General features: G+C 42.2%; 21 protein-coding genes. 3 read left to right on the top strand and 18 right to left on the bottom strand.

Going from position 1 to position 19,169, the window contains the following annotated elements:
- Positions 1-14 precede the first annotated feature (14 nt).
- From gatC to H625_RS0103440, 11 genes are all read right to left on the bottom strand, one after another.
- A complete protein-coding gene (gene gatC / locus H625_RS0103490) occupies positions 15-317 on the bottom strand; it encodes an Asp-tRNA(Asn)/Glu-tRNA(Gln) amidotransferase subunit GatC (protein ID WP_026858678.1) in 303 nt (100 codons plus the stop codon).
- A 72-nt stretch (positions 318-389) separates the two neighbouring features.
- Entirely contained in the window at positions 390-1,598 is a 1,209-nt protein-coding gene (locus H625_RS0103485; RefSeq protein ID WP_026858677.1) for a CamS family sex pheromone protein, read from the bottom strand.
- A 3-nt stretch (positions 1,599-1,601) separates the two neighbouring features.
- Complete coding sequence (ligA, locus tag H625_RS0103480) at positions 1,602-3,572, bottom strand: NAD-dependent DNA ligase LigA (protein ID WP_026858676.1); 1,971 nt, start codon at positions 3,570-3,572, stop codon at positions 1,602-1,604.
- A 6-nt stretch (positions 3,573-3,578) separates the two neighbouring features.
- Entirely contained in the window at positions 3,579-5,759 is a 2,181-nt protein-coding gene (gene pcrA, locus H625_RS0103475; protein WP_026858675.1) for a DNA helicase PcrA, read from the bottom strand.
- A gap of 18 nt (positions 5,760-5,777) precedes the next feature.
- Positions 5,778-6,443, bottom strand: coding sequence for a geranylgeranylglyceryl/heptaprenylglyceryl phosphate synthase (locus H625_RS0103470; protein ID WP_026858674.1), 666 nt, complete (start codon positions 6,441-6,443; stop codon positions 5,778-5,780).
- Positions 6,444-6,674: 231 nt separating this feature from the next.
- Complete coding sequence (locus tag H625_RS0103465) at positions 6,675-7,352, bottom strand: M15 family metallopeptidase (RefSeq protein ID WP_026858673.1); 678 nt, start codon at positions 7,350-7,352, stop codon at positions 6,675-6,677.
- Entirely contained in the window at positions 7,352-8,647 is a 1,296-nt protein-coding gene (purB, locus tag H625_RS0103460; RefSeq protein ID WP_026858672.1) for an adenylosuccinate lyase, read from the bottom strand. Before purB ends, H625_RS0103465 begins: the two co-directional genes overlap by 1 nt.
- Positions 8,644-8,856, bottom strand: a complete 213-nt coding sequence (locus tag H625_RS0103455; protein WP_026858671.1) for an NETI motif-containing protein — start codon at positions 8,854-8,856, stop codon at positions 8,644-8,646. The genes purB and H625_RS0103455 overlap by 4 nt, the downstream gene beginning before the upstream one ends.
- A complete protein-coding gene (locus tag H625_RS0103450) occupies positions 8,819-9,475 on the bottom strand; it encodes a DUF2179 domain-containing protein (protein WP_026858670.1) in 657 nt (218 codons plus the stop codon). Before H625_RS0103450 ends, H625_RS0103455 begins: the two co-directional genes overlap by 38 nt.
- A gap of 26 nt (positions 9,476-9,501) precedes the next feature.
- Entirely contained in the window at positions 9,502-10,320 is an 819-nt protein-coding gene (gene nadE / locus H625_RS0103445) for an ammonia-dependent NAD(+) synthetase (RefSeq protein WP_026858669.1), read from the bottom strand.
- 6 nt (positions 10,321-10,326) lie between these two features.
- Positions 10,327-11,778 carry a nicotinate phosphoribosyltransferase gene (locus H625_RS0103440; RefSeq protein WP_026858668.1) on the bottom strand — a complete coding sequence of 484 codons (1,452 nt, stop codon included), beginning with the start codon at positions 11,776-11,778 and terminating at the stop codon, positions 10,327-10,329.
- 185 nt (positions 11,779-11,963) lie between these two features.
- Here H625_RS0103440 and H625_RS0103435 point away from each other — a divergent pair, with 185 nt between their 5' ends.
- Complete coding sequence (locus H625_RS0103435; RefSeq protein ID WP_026858667.1) at positions 11,964-12,890, top strand: manganese-dependent inorganic pyrophosphatase; 927 nt, start codon at positions 11,964-11,966, stop codon at positions 12,888-12,890.
- A gap of 228 nt (positions 12,891-13,118) precedes the next feature.
- Here H625_RS0103435 and H625_RS0103430 read toward each other — a convergent pair whose 3' ends face one another.
- Positions 13,119-14,093: a nuclease-related domain-containing protein gene (locus H625_RS0103430; RefSeq protein ID WP_026858666.1), complete on the bottom strand. Its 975-nt coding sequence runs from the start codon at positions 14,091-14,093 to the stop codon at positions 13,119-13,121.
- A 191-nt stretch (positions 14,094-14,284) separates the two neighbouring features.
- Positions 14,285-14,569: a hypothetical protein gene (locus H625_RS0103425; protein WP_026858665.1), complete on the bottom strand. Its 285-nt coding sequence runs from the start codon at positions 14,567-14,569 to the stop codon at positions 14,285-14,287.
- Positions 14,570-14,685: 116 nt separating this feature from the next.
- Between H625_RS0103425 and H625_RS0103420 the strand changes: the two genes are divergently transcribed.
- On the top strand, positions 14,686-15,072 hold the full coding sequence (locus H625_RS0103420; protein ID WP_026858664.1) for a YolD-like family protein: 387 nt from the start codon (positions 14,686-14,688) through the stop codon (positions 15,070-15,072).
- A 9-nt stretch (positions 15,073-15,081) separates the two neighbouring features.
- Here the strand turns inward: H625_RS0103420 and H625_RS0103415 are convergent, their stop codons facing one another.
- Positions 15,082-15,954 (bottom strand): bifunctional 5,10-methylenetetrahydrofolate dehydrogenase/5,10-methenyltetrahydrofolate cyclohydrolase, encoded by an 873-nt coding sequence (locus tag H625_RS0103415; RefSeq protein ID WP_026858663.1) that lies wholly within the window; start codon positions 15,952-15,954, stop codon positions 15,082-15,084.
- A gap of 108 nt (positions 15,955-16,062) precedes the next feature.
- Entirely contained in the window at positions 16,063-16,212 is a 150-nt protein-coding gene (rpmG, locus tag H625_RS12470) for a 50S ribosomal protein L33 (protein WP_035785093.1), read from the bottom strand.
- A gap of 242 nt (positions 16,213-16,454) precedes the next feature.
- Here rpmG and H625_RS0103410 point away from each other — a divergent pair, with 242 nt between their 5' ends.
- Positions 16,455-17,396, top strand: coding sequence for a metal ABC transporter solute-binding protein, Zn/Mn family (locus tag H625_RS0103410; RefSeq protein ID WP_026858662.1), 942 nt, complete (start codon positions 16,455-16,457; stop codon positions 17,394-17,396).
- A gap of 38 nt (positions 17,397-17,434) precedes the next feature.
- On the opposite strand, the gene H625_RS13715 is transcribed toward H625_RS0103410, so the two are convergent.
- From H625_RS13715 to H625_RS0103395, 3 genes are read right to left on the bottom strand one after another with little or no spacing between them, the layout of a single operon-like run.
- A complete protein-coding gene (locus H625_RS13715) occupies positions 17,435-17,605 on the bottom strand; it encodes a hypothetical protein (RefSeq protein WP_169516110.1) in 171 nt (56 codons plus the stop codon).
- Positions 17,606-17,631: 26 nt separating this feature from the next.
- The gene (locus H625_RS0103400) at positions 17,632-18,042 is read right to left on the bottom strand and encodes a (deoxy)nucleoside triphosphate pyrophosphohydrolase (protein ID WP_035785091.1); all 411 of its coding nucleotides are present in this window, start codon (positions 18,040-18,042) and stop codon (positions 17,632-17,634) included.
- Positions 18,043-18,061: 19 nt separating this feature from the next.
- Positions 18,062-19,168, bottom strand: a complete 1,107-nt coding sequence (locus tag H625_RS0103395; RefSeq protein ID WP_026858660.1) for an iron-containing alcohol dehydrogenase — start codon at positions 19,166-19,168, stop codon at positions 18,062-18,064.
- Position 19,169: the final 1 nt, after the last annotated feature.

The following is a 19,169-nucleotide window of genomic DNA, read 5'->3' as shown; positions in this document are numbered from 1 at the left end:
ATTATTAACCCTCCTTAAATCATTCTAGGTACTTTAAATTGTCCATCTTCTGTAAACTCTGTGTTTCTAAGCGCTTCTTCCTGTGTTACAGGTTCTCCCGCTTCATCTTTACGCAATGAGCCCGAGGTCTCCTGCTGCAGCTGCATTGCATGCGTCATCGGTTCTACATCCGATAAATCCAAGTCATTCAAGCGCTCCGAGTGCGCAACAATACTTTTAATTTTTGTCGATAAATTTCTAAGCTCTTCTTCATCTTTTATTTCTATCTTAGATAATTCAGCCACACGCTGAATTATCTTTAAATCAAGTTCTTCCATGAATGACCCTCCTTCTATAAATACAACATTTAAAGTTTACCAAAAACCAGGGCACTTTTCCATGTGCTTAAATTATTCAAATATATAAAGATTGGCTGCACCTTCGCCTTCACGTGTAATTACACTGTAGACCTGCGCTTTATCTTTAATTTCAACTTCGATATCCGTACCTGTAAAATGCTCGTTTACCAGATCTCTGACGAATTGGGACATTCCGATCATTTCGCCGCGGCTGTTATATTCAATCGGTATTTCAACTGTCAGCGTATCAAGTGTACCGTCTATGAACTTCCCTCTGCCGACAGATGTTGTGAAACTTTCAAAATAAGAAGATAAATCTTTGTTGAAGTTTTGATATTCACTGTTCGCTTCCTGTGAAATCTCCGCCGCTTCACTGGATGGCAGTAATAAGTTCTGTTCGTTCATATCCGTAAATGATTCGATCGTATTTTCAACTGGCGCTACAACTGCCTGCGATACAAAGTTACCTGGAACAATATCTGTATCACCTGACTGAATAAATATTGCAAAGACGATTTCTTTATCCACATACTGGTCGTTCGCACGGATGCGTGTTAAAATCTCAGCTGCCATTTCCTCGCCTTTTTCTTTTACTGTTGCAGGATTAAGTGCACGTTCTTGTGTCTGCCCGTACTGTTCAGTCTGATAATAATGAACACTGTTCATTGCGAGGCCGATAGTAATACCTTCAAACGACAGATTGCCTTCTTCGCCTTCTGCCATATAATTCTGTTCAAGTATATGAGACAGATAGAGCGGAGCTTCTTCTGCGATAACTTCGGGATCTGTTTCGCCGTTCGTTGACGGATTCAGCCCGAGATTACTGAAAGCATCGGAATTAAGCAGCTCTGTTTCATCCATATTCTCAAGCTCTTCACTCGTATACTGCCGGCTTAAATAACCTCTGACCATTTCTTCTGAAATAATCTGGCCTTCACGGAATATATATTCATTTGTAGGAAAGACGCTCTGACTGATCGTAAAGAGCCCCTTTTCAAACTCTTCCACATTATATGAAGAGACTAAATTGGCACTCGATAAACCGCGGGCCGGAGAAAGTTCATAAGGTACAACAGAGCGGTAAAACTCTTCACTGCTTGAAGTGACTGTTTCATCCTGTTCTTCAATCTGTACGTTTGAGACTTCGTTCTCCAATGATTCATCGCCCATCTGTTCACTGATTTCAGCTTCATTGGCACCATCGCAGGCTGCCAAGAGCAGCAAAGTTGCACCTGCGAGTAATATCGATTTAAACTTCATAACTCATTGCCCCAATTTCTCAATAAATTCTCGTTCATTCCATACGGTTATTCCTAGCGTATTTGCTTTTTCCAGTTTGCTGCCGGCATCTTCTCCTGCAACAACAACATCTGTGTTTTTAGACACACTGCCCGTAACTTTACCGCCGTATGACTCAATACTCTGTTTCGCATCATCGCGGGTCATTTCGACCAGCTTGCCCGTTAGAACAAATGTCATGCCGGAAAACACAGTACCGGACAATTCTTCTTTTTCTTCAGTAAGATTAAGACCTGCTCCTCCGAGCTTATTAACAAGCTCGATAAAATCTTCATTCTGTGTATATGTCACTATTGAATCTGCAATCTTTTCACCGATTTCCGGTATTTCAATCAGCTGTTCTTTTGTTGCTTTTAATACTTCCGCCATCGAACCGTACTCTTCTGCAATCAGCCGTGAAGCTTTTGAACCGAGAAAACGTATGCCGAGACCAAATAATAATTTACTTAACGGCATTGCTTTCGACGCTTCAATTGCCGTCAGCAGATTTGTTACTTTTTTATCGCCCATACGCTCGAGCTCAATTAAGTCATCATACTGAAGCTTATATAAATCTGAAACATCAGTTATCAGCTCTGCATCGAACAGCTGGCGAACTACTTTCTCACCGAGACCGTCGATATTCATCGCACCGCGGGAGACAAAATGAATGATGCCTTCAGTCAGCTGTGCCGGACACGCAGGATTAATACAGCGTATTGCCACTTCATCTTCCAGCTTGACTGTCTCGTGTCCGCATGACGGACACGTCGTCGGCGCTTCGTACACAGCCTGGTCTGTGCGTTCTTCTTTTAACGATTTAACCACTTCAGGAATAATATCACCGGCTTTACGAATCACAACTTTGTCTCCGATGCGGATATCCCGCTCTTCGATCAGTTCGTGATTATGCAGCGATGCACGTCCGACAGTTGTTCCTGCAACTTTTACCGGTTCCAGTATCGCAGTCGGCGTAATGACGCCTGTCCGCCCCACTGTCAGTTCAATATCCAGTATCTCCGTGATGACTTCTTCTGCCGGGAATTTATATGCAATAGCCCAGCGCGGTGATTTCACCGTAAAGCCGAGCTCATCCTGCATCCCGAGATCATTCACTTTAATTACGATACCGTCGATTTCATATGCAAGCTCCGAGCGGTGCGTCGTCCAGTAATCAATATATTCAATAACGTCATCAATGGTCGTCATTAATTTTCGTTCTTTGTTCGTTTTAAAGCCGAGTTCATCGAGCTTATCAAGAGCTCCGCTCTGACTTACAGCGTCAAGTGCTTCCGGTGATGTCACGCTGTACAGGAAGACCGATAAATTACGTGCTGCAGCAAGCTTTGGATCCAGCTGTCTTAATGACCCTGCCGCTGCATTCCGCGGATTCTGGAATTCCTGCTTATCTTCTTCAATTCGTTTTTTGTTCAGATTCATAAACGAGCTTTTCGGCATGTAAGCCTCGCCGCGCACTTCGAAAGTTAAATCTGAGTCTACCGTCAGCGGAATCGCATGAATCGTCCGCAGATTCTCTGTAATATTTTCACCTACAGTACCATCACCGCGAGTTGCCCCGCGTGTGAAACGGCCATTTTCGTAAGTCAGCGAGACCGCCAGACCATCGATCTTCAATTCACACATATATGTAACATCGCCAGCATTCTGTCTGACACGCTGATCGAACGCTCTTAAATCTTCTTCGTTGAACGCGTTGCCGAGACTCAGCATCGGTGAGCTGTGTGTGACCTTCTCGAAATTACTCAGAATCTCACCGCCGACCCTTACTGTCGGCGACGTATCTGTTTTATATTCCGGGTGTTCACTTTCCAGCTCAATCAGTTCACGGAGGAGTGCATCGTATTCCGTATCCGGAATCGACGGGTTATCTTCGACATGATACTCGTGATTGTAGCGTGTAAGCAGCGTTTGTAATTCATGAATTCTTTCTTTCATTTATATTCAGTCCTTTTTTTCAAGCGGTGCATAGTTTGCAAGCAGTCTTTTCGGTCCTGCAGTTTTAAAAATAATATCGAGCTCCGTATTGTCTCCCTCGCCTTTAACCTGCGAGATAATACCTTCTCCGAACGCTTTGTGGGAAACTTTATCGCCGACATTAAAATTAGTACCTGTCTTCTTATTAATAATACGCGAGCGTTTTTTCGGTCCGCGTGAGAAAGATGAACCGGCACCTGAACTCATACTGCTTTCTGGCGTACGGCCGATACTGCCTGAAGATTCCAGCAGCTCTTTTGGAATTTCACTTAAGAAACGACTCTGCATATTCGATTCAGTTTTACCGTACAGCATGCGGGACTCCGCACGCGATAATATTAAGTGCTCCATTGCACGGGTCACCGCCACGTACATCAGACGTCTTTCCTCTTCCAGCTCCTGATCATCAAACTGCACACGGCGGGACGGGAATATTCCCTCTTCCAGACCGACGACAAAAATCACTTTAAATTCAAGACCTTTCGACGCATGCATCGTCATCATCGTGACACCTGTGACATCGTCTTTTCCGTCCTGATCTGAGATAAGCGCCATATCACTCAGGAAATTAAATAAATTATCATCTGAAATCGGGAATTCATTATCGAACTCTTTCGTTACAGTTTTAAATTCCTCAAGGTTCTCAAGACGACTCCGTGCTTCCAATGTTTTATCAGAGCTCAGCATGTCGTGATAGCCGGTATCGGCAAGCACTTCGTCGACAAGGTCAGTCATTGTCATATACTTCGATTTTTCTTTTAAATTATCGAGTACTGCGAGCAGTGTCATTAACTTAGTCACTGTCTTCGCCGGAATACCTAAAAAGTCCGAGTCGCGGATCGCATCATAGATGCTCGAGTTCAGCTCTTCTGCATGAGCGCGCAGCTTATCGATTGTCTTCTCACCAATTCCTCTTTTCGGTACATTGATAATCCGCTGGAAACTGATGTCATCAGACGGGTTCTGAATAACTTTTAAATAGCTCATCAGATCTTTAATTTCCATTCTGCTGTAGAACTTCGTTCCGCCGACCATTTTATACGGAATACTGGATTTAACAAACGCATCCTCAACCGCACGCGACTGTGCGTTCGCACGGTAAAGCACCGCCATCTCGCCGTATGAATAATCAGCACTGAGCTCCTGAATTTTCTCGACGACGCGGTGGCCCTCTTCACGTTCACTGAACGATACGTTCACTTCTATTTTAACGCCGTCACCTTTATTACTGCGCAGGTTTTTCGGTTTGCGTTCTGTATTGTTGTCGATAACCGCGTTCGCCGCGTCCAATATCGTCTTCGTTGAACGATAGTTTTCTTCAAGCTTAATTACTGTCGCTTCCGGATAATCCTCTTCGAAATTCAGTATATTCTGGATGTCCGCACCGCGGAATTTATAAATCGACTGATCCGAGTCGCCAACAACACAAGTATTCCTGTACTTCGCAGCGAGCATCTGCACGAGCTTATACTGTGCATGGTTTGTATCCTGATACTCATCCACGTGAACATACTGGAATCTTGTCTGGTAGTAATTAAGAACATCCGGCTTCTTATCGAACAGTTCGATTGTCAGCATAATTAAGTCATCGAAATCCAGTGAACTGTTGCGGTATAAAATTTCCTGATAATCTTTGTAGATTTCACTGTAAAGCTCGTCCTGGAAACCGCCCGCTTCTGCGATAGCCTGTTCAGGTTTAATAAGCTGGTTTTTATAATTTGAAATAACCGACAAAATACTTCTCGGATTATGCTGTTTCGTATCCAGATTACGAGTTTTTAAAATATCTCTCACGACCGACTGCTGATCGAGAGGGTCTAAAATAGAAAAACTCGTGTCGTAGCCTAAATAGCTTATATCGCGTCTTAAAATACGGACACACATTGCGTGGAATGTTGAAATCCACATTTTAGATGCATCCTCCGCGATTAATCTGTCGACACGGTCGCGCATTTCACGCGCTGCTTTATTCGTAAAAGTAATTGCCAGTATATTGTATGAAGGCACCTGTTTTTCATCCAGCAGGTACGCCACTCTGTGCGTAAGCACACGTGTTTTTCCACTTCCTGCCCCTGCCATAATTAGCAGCGGGCCCTCCGTCGTTTTAATCGCTTCCAGTTGTTCTTTATTCATCGTAGATAAATCCATTATAAAAACTCCAATTTATTAAATGATAGTTTCTAATGCCCGTTCAGCATCGTCATAAATAATATTGCCGACAACCATTATATCGCTGACACCGTCCATCTCTTTGGCAGTTTCCTTCGATACAATACCGCCGCCATAAACGATGCGTGCATGTTCTGCAGCTTCGTAAGCTTCTTTAACCAGCTCCCGGTCGCCGAAAGCACCGCTGTACTCTATATATATGTAATCCATTTTGTATAATTTATCGAGCATGTGAATCATTGCGATAAACTCTTCATCGCATACAGCATGACAGTTGGCATGTTTAAACGCTTTGCATTCCTGATTCATTATAATATAAGGCAGCAGGGAAATACTCTCATAATCGATAAAATCATGATATTCCATCAAAGCTTCGACGAGCATACCATGTGTAAAATTAACATCCTCCGTGTTAATAACCGTCGGCACAAAATAATGATCAAAGCCCGGTACTGCCGCATCCGGATGCGATATTTCAAGTGCTGCCGCAACATCAAATTCCCTGATACGGCTGAGCAGTCCGTAGACATTTTTCTCAGTTACATTATCAGTCCCGCTGACCAATATTAAATCCGTACCTGAGTTCACAATTTTCTTAAGCGTACTGTCATCGATTTCTTTAGCCGGATCCAGTTTAAATATATGCTTTGCCTGTCGCGTCATGAGACCATATCCTTTATAAAATTCATATGATGATTATATCATTTTTATATACCAAAAAACATTAAAGCAGAAGACAGAGAATATAAGCTTTAAAAGAGAATATACTTTGAACATAATATAGACAAAACCCGTACGTCAGGCTCTTCGGGGGAATAGCTCCTGCTTGAGACTACAGGCTCAAGCAGATGCCTCCGGGAAAGCTGGCGTACGGGTTAAATATTATATATTTATTTAATCCAGTTCAAAGTATTCTTCAAGCGTCAATCCACTTTCGTATATAGCCGGCGCCTTGTCCCCGACATATCTTAAATGCCACGGTTCGTACATATAGCCGGTAATATCTTCCTTGCCCTTCATGTAACGGATAATAAATCCGTATTCATGCGCGACATCTTTCAGCCACTGGAATTCAGGAGTATATTCAAATGACGTCTGCAGCAATACTGCACTGTCGTATGAACCGACGTCTATCGCTAGGCCCGTCTGATGTTCGGAATGACCAGGCTCCGCGCTGTATCTGTCGGCTGCTTCCTTACCGTCCTGTGCGACATAGTTGTTATACAATCCTGCCTGATAGTCGTAGCTCCTGAAGCCGCTCACCAGTTCAAAATTTAACCCCTGCTCCGCACCATCTTCAAACAATGCCGTATAAGCATCGATAACTTCAGGCTGCATTTCCGGATTATAATCTGCCGGCAGCGGTATTTCTTTATTCACAATCAGTACACCGTCAGCATATGTAATACCGTCGATGACTTCAACATTCACCGGTACGTCGAGATCACTGAACGTCAGCGGTTCATAGCTTTTCGTAAAGCCGACAGCTTCTATTTCCTCCGGAGTTTCACTGCTGCAGGCCGTCAGAACAGATGCGGTGAGTGCTGCGATAATCAGCTTTGATGCTTTCATTATTCCAGTCCTGCACGTTTAAATATAGTATCTACACGGCTCAGGTGATGATTCTCGTTAAAGCACTCATCGAGTTCCTCTGTTGTCAGAACTTCCTGAATCCGTGTGTCTTTTCCTGCAAGCTCACGTAAAGGCACTCTTGTTTCCCATGACTCCATTGCTTTCGGTTGGACTAAATCATAAGCTTCCTCGCGTGAAAGTCCTTTATCGATTAATGTCAGCATCACCTGCTGAGAGTATACAAGACCGAAAGTTTTGTCGATATTCGCCTTCATATTTTCAGGGAATACCGTTAGATTTTTCATGATTCGACCGAAACGGTTTAACATGTAGTTCAGTGCAATCGTCACGTCAGGCAGCATAATTCTCTCCGCAGATGAATGCGAAATATCACGTTCGTGCCACAGCGGAACGTTTTCATATGCTGTTGAAACATAACCGCGGATAACGCGTGCGATGCCTGTAACATTTTCACTGCCGATCGGGTTACGTTTGTGCGGCATTGCACTTGAACCTTTCTGGCCTTTGGCAAACGCTTCTTCAACTTCGCGTGTTTCTGTTTTTTGCAGATGTCTGATTTCCACTGCAAATTTCTCAACAGATGTTGCAATCAGTGCAAGTACCGCAACATAGTGAGCATGACGGTCACGCTGCAGTGTCTGTGTCGAAACAGGTGCGGGAGTCAGACCTAAATGTTTACATACGTACTCTTCAACTTCCGGCGGGATATTGGCAAACGTGCCGACTGCTCCGCTCATTTTACCAACTTCAATTTCTTCACGGACGTCTTTAAAACGCTTAAGATTACGTGTCATTTCCTGGTGCCATAAAGCCATTTTTATACCGAAAGATGTCGGTTCAGCATGAACACCGTGTGTACGTCCCATCATTAATGTATGTTTATGTTCGCGCGCTTTATCAGCTAAAATTTCGATAAAGTTATTAAGATCCTGCTCGATAATTTCGTTCGCTTGTTTCAATATGTAGCTTTGCGCAGTATCCACAACGTCAGTTGACGTCAGTCCGTAGTGAACCCATTTCTTTTCTTCACCTAAAGTTTCTGAAATCTGGCGTGTAAATGCAACAACATCGTGGCGCGTTTCCGCTTCAATTTCTTTAATGCGGTCCACATCAATGCGTGCATTCGGACGAATATTTTTAACTTCATCTTTAGGAATTATACCAAGTTCCGCCCATGCTTCCGATGCGAGTATTTCAACTTCCAGCCACGCATCAAATCTGTTTTCCTCTGTCCAAATCTTTGTCATTTCTTCTCTTGAATATCTAGGTATCATTTTGGCTCATCCTCATTCATTAATTTGCCTTCAAACATAATTTCCTGATGCGATACAGTAATTTCACCGTTTTCCTCTTTAAAAACGGGCTGCTCAAATCTTCTTACCGGCTGATAGCCTTCGGCTTTCATCGCTGTCAGTACATCTGACAGCGCCTGGCCTTCTGCTACTTTAAATTTCTTTTTTTTCGGTTTTTTGTGCTCTGCCATCAACGTCACCCTGCTCCTGTGCTTCGTATACTTCCTCAAGCACTTCTTCAACATTTTCCGGTTCGTAATTGCTCATCTTGCGTCTGCTGAGTCCTTTTGTCCAGAAACCGCCGTGTATATTTTTCGGTTCGTGAGAAATGATAAACGCTCTGTCATCAAGTTCTTTTATCGTCTCGATCAGTTTGCGCTCATATTTTCTCGGCGTTAATATTTGCATTACCGTACGCTGTCCATCACGCCCATACTGATGTCCGTGCGTGACGCCGTAACCTAAATTGCGCAGGTCATTCGGCAGGTCAATATCTTTTTTCGCTGTCGTTACATTAACTACTGTATAGCCGAGCGCCAGCTTTTCTTCTATTTTTGTTCCGACTAATATACCGACTCCAAAACCGAGCGCATAAGCGACGATATTTAACGGTTTGTCCAGATTGTCTAACACCAGGCCGAGCCCGATAACGTAAACAAATGTCTCTAAAATACTGAAGGCAGCCGCGACAAAACGGTATCCTTTTAACGTCATTATTGTCCGCATGGTTAAGAATGTAACGTAGATAATATTAATAACAAATATAACTAATATCATCAGCATGGGACTGTCTGAAATTGCTTGAAGCATAATCTAATCCTGCCTTCTTTCTTTAATTAAATTGGTAAATTGTAGCGATTATAAGGTAAATCGCGTTTGTGCTGTGACTGATAATATAAAGTTTTGATTCTGTTATATGCTTCATCCGGAACTGATTTTCCTTCTAAAAAGTCATCGATATGCTCATAAGTAACACCGAGTGCTTCTTCATCACTTAACAGCGGTTTATCATCTTCCAAATCAGCCGTGGGGATTTTTTCATACAGATGAGCTGACGCTCCAAGATACTTCATAATCTCCCGTCCCTGGCGTTTGTTCAATCCTGTCAGCGGTGCAAGGTCTGCTGCTCCGTCACCGTGCTTCGTATAAAAACCGGTCAGTGCTTCAGCTGCATGATCTGTACCGAGAACAATTCCGCCGGTATGGGCAGCGATAGCGTACTGGAATTTCATGCGTTCGCGTGCTTTTTCGTTGCCTTCGACAAAGTCGCTTAACTCATAACCGCTGTCTGACAGCGCCTTAACGCCGGCATCAACCGCCGGTTTAATATTGACTGTCGTTTCAACGCTCGGGCCGATAAATTCCATTGCATCACGCGCATCGTCTTCGTCGCGCTGTTGTCCGTAAGGCAGGCGCACGCCGTAAAATTTAATGCTGTGCCCTTCTTCGTTCAATTCATCGACAGCAAGCTGTGCAATTTTACCGAGCAGCGTCGAGTCCTGCCCGCCCGAAATACCGAGGACAAAACTTTTAATAAAATCATATTTTTTAACATAATCTTTTAGAAAATCGATAATTTCACGCGTTTCTGCTGCCGGGTCGATTTCCGGTTTCACGTGCAGTTCATCTACTATGTGCTGTTGCAATTTATCCATATAAAATCACTCCAATATATTATTTGAAAGTTCTTCTATGAGTTCATTTTTGACATTCCATAATTCAGTCGATAAATCCACCGGATATTCCTGGGGATTTAAGAAACGTTTCGTTTCTTCCCAAATTGTATCGAGGCTCTGTCGGCAGTTCTTCTGCATCTCATCGACTGACGGTGAACTGTAAACAGCCTTGCCGTCGACGAACACATCATGCAGCAGCTCAACAGGTTCAAACGATTTAACCAATTTCCGTTTCATCGGATGCACCGGATGGAACATCAAGAGCGGTTTGTCAGTATCGATGACTTCATCATGAAGTGTAATATAATCTCCCTCTGACATTCCTGATTCCTTATTTATGATACGGTAAACTTTCTTCTTGCCGGGTGTCGTCGTTTTTTCAACATTTCCTGAAATTTTCATGCGGTTCTGCCATTCGCCTGTTTCATTTTGAATCGCAGCAAGTTTATAGACCGCACCGAGTGCCGGGTTGTCATAAGCTGTAATCAGTTTCGTACCGATTCCCCAGCCGTCAACTTTAGCCCCCTGCGACATTAATGATAATATCGTCACTTCGTCGAGATCATTTGAGACGATAATCTGTGTCTCCTCGTAACCTGCAGCGTCAAGCATTTTGCGGGCCTGCTTCGTTAAATAGGCAATATCTCCTGAATCTATTCTGATACCTTTGAAATTAATTTTATCACCGAATTCATCCGCTACTTTAATCGCAGTCGGAATACCTGATTTTAATGTGTCGAATGTATCGACTAAAAATACGCAGTCCGAATGCGTTTCAGCGTAAGCTTTAAACGCATCATAGTCGTTGCCGTAAGCCTGCACCATTGCGTGAGCGTGCGTCCCGCTCGGTTTTAAGCCGAACAATTTCGCCGCTCTGACGTTGCTCGTGCCGTCGAAACCGCCGATAACTGCAGCGCGTGCGCCCCATAAAGCAGCATCGAACTCGTGTGCACGGCGCGTGCCGAATTCCATTAAGTTGTCGTTAGGCACCAATTGTCTGATGCGGCTCGCTTTCGTTGCGATAAGCGTCTGAAAGTTCACGATATTGAGCAGTGCCGTTTCAATCAGCTGAGCCTCAACGAGTGTCGCTTCAATTTGGACAAGCGGTTCATTATTAAATACCGTTTCTCCTTCAGCCATTGAACGGACCGTTCCCGTAAAGTGAATTGTTTTTAAGTAATTTAAAAAGTCATCGCTGTAGCCGAGCGCGCTTAAATATTCGATATCGCTGTCTGAGAAATGGAGTTTCTCCAAATAATCAATAATACGCGTTAAGCCCGCAAAAACAGCATAGCCGTTTTCAAAAGGCATTTTCCTGAAATATAAATCAAAAATTGTCTGACGTTCATGTATACCCTGCTCATAGTAAGTTTTTGCCATGTTGATCTGATATAAATCCGTGTGCAGCATGAAGCTGTCATCCTTATACTGGTACATACATCCATCTCCTGTGCATTAACAATATATTTGCTTTAATTTTATCATATAAACTTATTGTATGAACGTTTTGAATACACTATTATCCGGTGATTTTAAAAACTAAGATATAGATAGATAAAAGCAGTAATGTTAAAATGTAATCATATATAATTTTAGTACAAAGAAAAAGGAGACAGACAGTAATGACACAAAAAATATTCGGTCATCAAAATCCTGATACAGATACAGTCACATCAGCACTTGTAGCTGCTGATATTGAAACTCAGCTCGGCAACGATGCAGTACCGTACCGCCTAGGTGAAATAAGCAGTGAAACTGCATATGCACTTGAACACTTCGGTGTGGAGGCACCTGCTTTACTAAATGAAGTCGGCGCCGGCGACGAAGTTATTTTAGTCGACCACAATGAAAAACAGCAATCCGCTCTCGGTATTGAAAATGCGACAGTGACGAAAGTATTCGATCACCACAGAATCGCAAACTTTGAAACAGAAGGACCGCTCTACTACCGTGCTGAACCCGTCGGCTGTACAGCAACAATCCTGAACAAAATTTACAAAGAAAATAACTTAACAATCTCAAAAGAATCTGCCGGACTGATGCTCTCTGCGATTATCTCGGACACATTATTATTCAAATCTCCGACAACGACAGAAGAAGATATCGATGCAGCAGCTGAACTTAAAGACATCGCAGGCGTTGACCTGGAAGCGTACGGCCTTGAAATGCTGAAAGCAGGCGCATCAACTTCTGATAAAACAGCTGCTCAGTTAATTACAGGAGATGCTAAAACATTCGATATCGGCGAAAAAAATGTGCGAATCGCACAAGTTAACGTCGTTGACGTAGACGAAGTATTCGCACGCCGCGAAGAAATCGAAATTGCGATTAATAACGAAATCGAAAAAGACGGCTACGACCTGTTTACACTGATTGTGACAGACATTCTGAACTCCAACTCTAAAGTACTTGCTCTGGGGCCCGAATTCTCATCTGTAGAACGCGCATTCGACGTTGCTCTCGATCAGAACACAGCAATCTTAGAGGGTGTGGTCTCCCGCAAGAAGCAAGTCGTCCCTAACATTACAAAAGCACTAGCTGATTTATAGAATATATTGTGGAAACCCGCCTTGCTGGCGGGTTTTCTGTTGTTTTTGGGGAAGCAGGGCGCGCGGGTTCCTTCATGAGGTTCGTGACGGGGTCCGAAGGCGCGCGGGTCCCTTCATGAGGTTCGTGACGGGGTCCAAAGGCGCGCGGATCCCTTCATGAGGTTCGTGACGGGGTCCAAAGGCGCGCGGATCCCTTCATGAGGTTCGTGACGGGGTCCGCCACCGATTTCACGTTAAATAATCTCTATGCTTCATATTTTTTTTGGTCTGTTTATATGCATCATCAAAATCATGATACTTAAATGTATAATACGTCTGATTTCCTTTCTTATGCACATCACAGTATTTCAAAAATGCACGATAAACTACTTTTTTATCGAATTCATTTCCTATCAGCTCAAGTACTGACTTCCTCGTCATTCCTTCACCGTAAAATAAGTATTTAAAATCACTCATCACCCTAAGCATATGGGTTTCATTGGATTCTTTCATTCCGCAGCTCACACACTGGCGATGGTAACGGGTTTTTATCAGATTAAAACCTCCGCAGTTCCCGCAGTACAATCCAGTGCTAACCCGCTCAGCATTCGAACTTCCATTAAAATACGGATTCTCTGTAATATGCTCACGAATTAACGAGACCAGTCCCTCAGCTTTCTCCGTATTATAACTTTCTTTAAACTGCCGGAAGTATTTTTTCAAGTCCATACGGATGACGATATTTTTCCATATTGAATTATCTTCTGAATACAATTTGAAGTCATCGTTTGGAAAAATCACTTTCCCCTTAATATCAACAGTAATTTTAGCGTTCCTGAAAATCCGGTACAGTTTCCCGACTGCCCGGTCAACCTGTGTAAATGGATTGTCCGGAACAACTTCATTATTCTTAATGAATCTGCCATTTTTATAATAATACTCGCCGCTGTAATTTTTAATTTCGTTTACCGCAATCACGTCATTCGCAATTATAATACTGTCATACTGCGCGCCTGATTTCCCAGATGCAAGATAAACATCCCTAAAAATATATAAATTATCGTGGCCGGTTTCGTCGAACAATTTATCGTATAGACATTCTCCCAGAAACCCATTTTCGTATATCTTCAATTTTCTCGCATCCTCAGCACTTAAAACCTCCCTCCTGCTCAATGCTCTGTAATGTAAAAGTTCTGCCGATGCATTTCTGTCATTTAAATACATTCAGTTTCCTCCTTTTAAAAAAGATCCTTCTACCCTATATATACGGGAAAACAGCGATTTCCTTTTAAAAAAGTTACTTAAACACAAAAATAGCAAAACTGGTTTACTTATTACACGAACCTCTCTGTTTTTAACATTTTATTCCAACTCAACAAAAAAACCGAAACCATATCGGCCTCGGTTTTATTTATCTATTCGAATATTCTCATGAGTACGCTCGTTTTGCCTTCCTGCAAATGTTTCTTTGAACAGTCATCTCTCACTTTATATTGCAGTTCGTTCAGTGCATTGCTGAATGACATTTCATCTATCCAGTTCGTTAAATCCGCCTGATCATAACATACCGGAGCAACTATTACGCCGCTTGTATGATCGACAATAACCCGTGTTGTACCGCTTGTTTTATCTACTAATGGAAGTACCAGAACAGCAAGTACAATTGCCGTAATAATGCCCCATACTATTTTCTTTCTCATCTCATTTCCCCGTTCGCTTTTTATATCCTCTATAACTTAACATAAATATCCGCCTTGAAAAATAGAACATATGTTCGTATAATGATTATTAAGTGTTAAGAAAGAAGGAGTTTATTATGAATGATCGCGGTAATCCTTCCGAAAATTTACATTCAAATATTCCTGAAGGTCGCGGCATGGTGAAGTGGGCGCCTTTTGCAACGATGCCTGAGCAGTTTGAAAATGTCGGCAATCTGATGGATAATCAGAAGAAAATTAAACGTCCTGAATTATCTGATGACCGGCTGGACGAGCTTGAATATACTTTAAAACGTGCTGCTGATGAAAAACTTCCCGTCAGAGTTTCTTATTATTACGATGGCAGCCGCTTCAGTCTTTCTCTCCATATTATAAAAATAGACCAATGGAGCATGATGCTCATTGGTCAAATATACGGGACCGAAGATTTCACCTTCGTGCCGTTTATCGATATATTGGATATTCATATATTATCTGCCAGCTGACAGCTGATATTATTTTTCTAAGAATAATACCGGTTCTTTCTGGTGCTCTGTCGCTTTCACTAAATGATATGCAAGAACTGTCGTTGTAATTGCGCCAATTCCGCCTGGGACTGGTGTGATAAACGAGGTTTTATCTTTAACAGCTTCGTAGTTTACATCGCCGACCATTTTACCTTCATCAGTAAAGTTAATACCGACATCAACAACAATTGCGCCTTCTTTAACGTGTTCTTCATCAATCAGATTAATTGCACCTGCTGCACTGACAATCACGTCTGCATCTTTACATTTATCCACAAGATTTTCAGTGTATAAGTTACACGTTGTAACCGTTGCTTCTCTGTTCATCATTAACAGAGACAATGGTTTACCAACTACTGCACTTGCACCGACTACTGTAACATTTTTACCTTTTAAGTCGATATCGTAGAAATCGAGCATGTTCATTACTGCTGCCGGCGTACACGGCTCCAGACGGTCAGGATCGTTTGTCAGCACTTTGCCGAGGTTCGAAGCTTTCATACCGTCTATATCTTTAAACGAGTTCATAATTTCCGCGACACGTTTCATCGGGATATGTTTTGGCAGCGGCTGCAGAAGCAGAATGCCGTGAATTGAATAATCTTCGTTTATTTCTCTGAATTTAGTTAGAAATACTTTTGTCGATACATCTTCCGGAAAATGAAATTGAGCTGTGTCCATACCCAGTTTTTCAAAACGTTTTACTGCAGCATTTTCATAAGAAATCGAGTCTGATAAGTCGCCGATTCTGACGAATGCAACTTTTGGTTTAATACCGTGAGCTTCAGAAACTTCCAAAGCATTTTTAATTTCTTCAGATAAGTGTGCTGCTACTTTTTTTCCGTCCATAACTACTGTCATTAAAAGCACTCTCCTTACTTTTTCTGGTTAATTACCCATCGACAATTATAACATAACTAAATCAAATATAAAAAAAAGCTATCATCCGAAGATGATAGCGATAAGAAATTATTTAGTTTCACGGTGTAGAGTGTGCTTGTTTAATCTAGGGCAGAATTTCATCATTTCGATACGCTCTGGATTGTTTCTTTTGTTTTTCTTAGTGCTGTAGTTGCGGTCTCCGCATTCTGTGCAAGCTAATGTAACGATTGTTCTCATTTCTGTCGCCTCCTTCGTTAAGTTAAATCGATATTAAATGATAATATACTCGAATCAACTGGCCAGTTGATCATCCACTTGGTAGATGATTGGTATATATTTTTATAAATCACCTTATCTATTTTACTAGCAGAACAGAAAAATTTCAAGTCTTTCTTATTTCTTAAATATACAGTTGCACATTGCAGCATATTCCTATATAATTTTAAATCGTAATGATTACGATAAAGAGAGGATCCCCTATGAAAAAACTGTTCCCCGTTTTACTTTTATTATTAATACTTACCGCATGCAGCAATGAAGATAACAGCACAAGCGACAGTGAATTAACTATATATACGACAGTCTTTCCGTTAACCAGCTTCGTTGAACAGATAGCCGGAGATACTGTTAATGTAGAATCAATTTATCCGCCCGGTGTTGATATGCACTCTTATGAACCGACTCAAAAAGAGATGATGTCTTACTCAGACGGTGATTTATTTATGACGACATCGAACGAGCTCGACCCGGTCGCAGCAAGTATTGCCGACACAATAAACGGCGACACTGAGATTGTTGAAACAGCAGCTGACATTGACACCGGTGCTTTCCTCGACAGCCAGCACGCTCATGAGCATGACCACGGTGAAGATGAAGAGGCTCACGACCACGGTCAGGGCAGTATGGATCCCCACATCTGGCTCAGTCCGGATCTGGCTATAGAAATGGCAGAGGCAGTTAAAAATTCACTGGCTGAACATAATCCTGAATCAGCCGAGATGTATAACGAAAACTTTGAAGTACTGAAAAGTGATATCGAAGAAATAGATGAACAGCTCCTTGCCGTTACAGAAAATCCGGTTAATACTGATGTTTATATTTCTCATGAATCCATCGGATATTTAGCACATCAGTACGGTTTCCATCAGATCGGCATCAGCGGACTGTCCAACCAGGAACCGTCACAGCAGGAACTGACCGAGATTATCGAAAATATTGAAGCACAAAATATTCCTTATATTCTTTATGAGCCTAATGTTTCATCATCTGTTACAGATGTCATCCGCGAGGAAACGAATACTGAACCGCTCTACTTCAATAATCTGGAGTCGCTGTCACAGGATGATCCTGAAGATTCGACTTACCAGTCGATGATGAAAAAAAATATCGAAACACTCGATAAAGCACTCAACAGTAAATAAAAAATCTCCTGAGAAAATATTCTCAGGAGATTTTTTATTTACTCTTTACCGCGATATAAATCGTGTTTAATATTTTCCGTAAACTCGCGGATTTCATCCACATCTTTTTTAAGTATAAATGCTAATACGACTGCTGCTACAGCAGTTAATGCAAATAAGACTACGAACGTTTTAAATAAAAATCCTAATAATCCCTTAATAAGATCCACAGCGATCCCCCCCTTAATTAACACTTCTATACTCTATTCCCACTTTTTTGTTTTATAATCTCAATTGCGGGAATATCTGCAGGTGCCCAGTCTAATTTTTCAATTTCCAAAGGATTTATCCATTTCATTTGAATATGTTCAAGCAGCTGAATTTCACCCGCAAGTATTTTAGCATAGTATGTCGTCAGTTCAACAATGCCAAAATCGTATTCATATTCTGTCGTCGTAATTTTTTCACCAATACTGATATCGAGAGTCATTTCTTCAATCAGTTCACGCTTTAAAGCCTCAACAGGTGTTTCATCAGCTTCTATTTTTCCGCCGGGAAATTCCCATTTTAATGCTAAGTTTTTACCTTCAGGCCGTTGTGCACACAATATATTATTATTATCGTCTTCTATTACTGCACCGACGACGCGTATTTTTTCCTTCGACATAATTAAATCCTCCGTCTGTTTACTTCGTTTCCAGCATCCGGATAATTTCATCTTCGGATAATTGAGCCAGATTATTTTTATAATTCCCGGCTGCCATTGTCCGGCGTGCAATCTCCGGAATATGTTTACGGTCGATGCCGAGTTCCTCAAATGTCATGCAGAGACCAAGACGTTTTTTCAAGCCGTTTAGTTCCTTCGCTAACGCTTCAGTGTTTTCAAAACCAAGCTGAACACTCACTTTATCGAGTCTCGGGTCCACTTTCGCATTGCATAGAATCCATTGATCCAGACTGAAAGCACAAGCTTCAGCGTGAGGAATACCAAATTCCGAAGTTAAATAGTAGCTCATCGCGTGAGAACCGCTCGTTGCAGTCTGGCTGAAGCCGATACCTGCAGTCGTGCTCGCAAGCGCCATATTAGAACGTGCTTCAGCGTTTGTGCCCTCGTTATAAGCAAGCTCCAGATTATCAAATGCAAGCTTCAGTGCTGTCACTGCCAGTCCGTCAGAAATCGGATTATTATTCACTGAACCGATTGAGTCCAGCGCATGACAGATTACATCGATACCTGAAATTGCTGTCACAGCCGGCGGACATGTATATGTAAGCTCGGGATCGACAAGTGCAATTTTAGGATAAAGAACTTTACCGTTAATCGACGTTTTAATTCCTTGTTCCTTATCGCTTATTACACTGAATGGTGTCACTTCAGAAGCTGACCCGCTCGTTGAAGGCAGTGCGATAATCGGCAGTGCTTCAGTAATGTTTTTATCCTGAATAATCGTTCTCGCATCGACATTTTTAACGACTGCAGCAGCTGCCGCTTTCGCAGCATCCATCGTTGAGCCGCCTCCTACTGCAATCAGCGCATCAGCATCATGTTCAATTGCAGCATTGATAATATCATCGACGTTGCCGACAGTCGGATTTTCTTCAATATTTGATACAACTGCCTTGATTTGACCCGGCAGCAGCGATTTCAGCAGTTCAGCAATACCGTTTTTCACCTGTGAGTTTGATGCAATGACAACATACGACTGATAACCGTACTCTTCTAAAACTGTATCTATCGTCTGCAGCACTCCCGCACCGAAATGCACTGCTGTTGGATTATTAAAAGTAAACAAA

Source organism: Jeotgalicoccus psychrophilus DSM 19085, assembly GCF_000425845.1.
Lineage (GTDB): Bacteria > Bacillota > Bacilli > Staphylococcales > Salinicoccaceae > Jeotgalicoccus > Jeotgalicoccus psychrophilus.
Note: the sequence above shows the minus strand (reverse complement) of the source record. Positions and strands in the feature narration are given on the sequence as shown.

Coding starts and splice junctions, on each gene's coding strand:
- gatC (WP_026858678.1), bottom strand. CDS start 317: ATGGAAGAACTTGATTTAAAGATAATTCAGCGTGTGGCTGAATTATCT.
- H625_RS0103485 (WP_026858677.1), bottom strand. CDS start 1,598: ATGAAGTTTAAATCGATATTACTCGCAGGTGCAACTTTGCTGCTCTTG.
- ligA (WP_026858676.1), bottom strand. CDS start 3,572: ATGAAAGAAAGAATTCATGAATTACAAACGCTGCTTACACGCTACAAT.
- pcrA (WP_026858675.1), bottom strand. CDS start 5,759: ATGGATTTATCTACGATGAATAAAGAACAACTGGAAGCGATTAAAACG.
- H625_RS0103470 (WP_026858674.1), bottom strand. CDS start 6,443: ATGACGCGACAGGCAAAGCATATATTTAAACTGGATCCGGCTAAAGAA.
- H625_RS0103465 (WP_026858673.1), bottom strand. CDS start 7,352: ATGAAAGCATCAAAGCTGATTATCGCAGCACTCACCGCATCTGTTCTG.
- purB (WP_026858672.1), bottom strand. CDS start 8,647: ATGATACCTAGATATTCAAGAGAAGAAATGACAAAGATTTGGACAGAG.
- H625_RS0103455 (WP_026858671.1), bottom strand. CDS start 8,856: ATGGCAGAGCACAAAAAACCGAAAAAAAAGAAATTTAAAGTAGCAGAA.
- H625_RS0103450 (WP_026858670.1), bottom strand. CDS start 9,475: ATGCTTCAAGCAATTTCAGACAGTCCCATGCTGATGATATTAGTTATA.
- nadE (WP_026858669.1), bottom strand. CDS start 10,320: ATGGATAAATTGCAACAGCACATAGTAGATGAACTGCACGTGAAACCG.
- H625_RS0103440 (WP_026858668.1), bottom strand. CDS start 11,778: ATGTACCAGTATAAGGATGACAGCTTCATGCTGCACACGGATTTATAT.
- H625_RS0103435 (WP_026858667.1), top strand. CDS start 11,964: ATGACACAAAAAATATTCGGTCATCAAAATCCTGATACAGATACAGTC.
- H625_RS0103430 (WP_026858666.1), bottom strand. CDS start 14,093: ATGTATTTAAATGACAGAAATGCATCGGCAGAACTTTTACATTACAGA.
- H625_RS0103425 (WP_026858665.1), bottom strand. CDS start 14,569: ATGAGAAAGAAAATAGTATGGGGCATTATTACGGCAATTGTACTTGCT.
- H625_RS0103420 (WP_026858664.1), top strand. CDS start 14,686: ATGAATGATCGCGGTAATCCTTCCGAAAATTTACATTCAAATATTCCT.
- H625_RS0103415 (WP_026858663.1), bottom strand. CDS start 15,954: ATGACAGTAGTTATGGACGGAAAAAAAGTAGCAGCACACTTATCTGAA.
- rpmG (WP_035785093.1), bottom strand. CDS start 16,212: ATGAGAACAATCGTTACATTAGCTTGCACAGAATGCGGAGACCGCAAC.
- H625_RS0103410 (WP_026858662.1), top strand. CDS start 16,455: ATGAAAAAACTGTTCCCCGTTTTACTTTTATTATTAATACTTACCGCA.
- H625_RS0103400 (WP_035785091.1), bottom strand. CDS start 18,042: ATGTCGAAGGAAAAAATACGCGTCGTCGGTGCAGTAATAGAAGACGAT.